Genomic DNA, 1,013 nt, shown 5'->3' with positions numbered 1-1,013 from the left:
GTTTGTTTAGGTAAAACAAACATGGATGAATTCGCGATGGGCTCATCTAACGAGACAAGTTATTTTGGCAAAGTTATCAACCCTTGGAGCCAAGAAGAGCAACTTGTACCCGGTGGTTCATCTGGCGGTTCAGCAGCTGCCGTTGCCGCTCGACTTGTGCCAATAGCAACCGCAACCGATACCGGCGGCTCTATTCGCCAGCCTGCTTCTCTTTGCGGCTTAACCGGATTAAAACCAACCTACGGCCGTGTTTCACGCTACGGAATGATTGCCTTCGCATCAAGTCTTGACCAAGCTGGCCCGATGGCTCTCACTGCAGAAGATGCGGCAATGATGCTGAACGTGCTTGCAGGACATGACGCCAAGGACTCAACCAGCCTAGACCGCGAAGTACCAGACTACACAGCGAACTTGAATAACTCACTTGAAGGCCTCCGAATTGGTCTACCAAAAGAGTTTTTCAACGAGCACTTAAGCGCTGAATTGCAGGATGTATTGCAAACCGCTATTAAGGAGCTGGAAAAGCTGGGAGCGACGTTTAAAGAAGTGTCGCTACCACATTCTGACCTGTCAGTACCGGCCTACTACGTGATTGCGCCAGCAGAATGTTCTGCAAACTTGTCACGCTTTGACGGCGTTCGCTTTGGGCACCGTTGTGACGACCCGAAAGATCTGATGGACATGTATCAGCGCACCCGCTCTGAAGGCTTCGGCGATGAAGTTAAACGACGTATTCTAATAGGTGCTTACGCCCTATCCGCCGGCTACTACGATGCCTATTACAGAAAAGCACAGCAGGTTCGCCGTTTAATTAAGAATGACTTCGTCAGCGCCTTTGAAGAAGTTGATTTGATCTTAGGCCCAACCTCTCCGTCGGAAGCATTTGGCTTTAATTCCAAAGGTGATGACCCTGTAAAAATGTATCTTGAAGATATCTTTACTATTTCAACCAACCTCGCCGGGCTGCCTGGCATGTCACTTCCAGCAGGCTTATTAAATGGTCTGCCTATTGG

The 1,013-nt window shown here is 49.3% G+C and carries 1 protein-coding gene; it reads left to right on the top strand.

Translation table 11 applies throughout. The features are described 5' to 3' along the window. The coding region (gene gatA / locus A3766_RS23550) for an Asp-tRNA(Asn)/Glu-tRNA(Gln) amidotransferase subunit GatA (RefSeq protein ID WP_068643070.1) at positions 1–1,013 on the top strand (1,013 nt) is incomplete at both ends.

The sequence above is a fragment of the Oleiphilus sp. HI0132 genome, from assembly GCF_001635845.1.
This window is presented reverse-complemented; position numbering and strand designations above follow the sequence as displayed.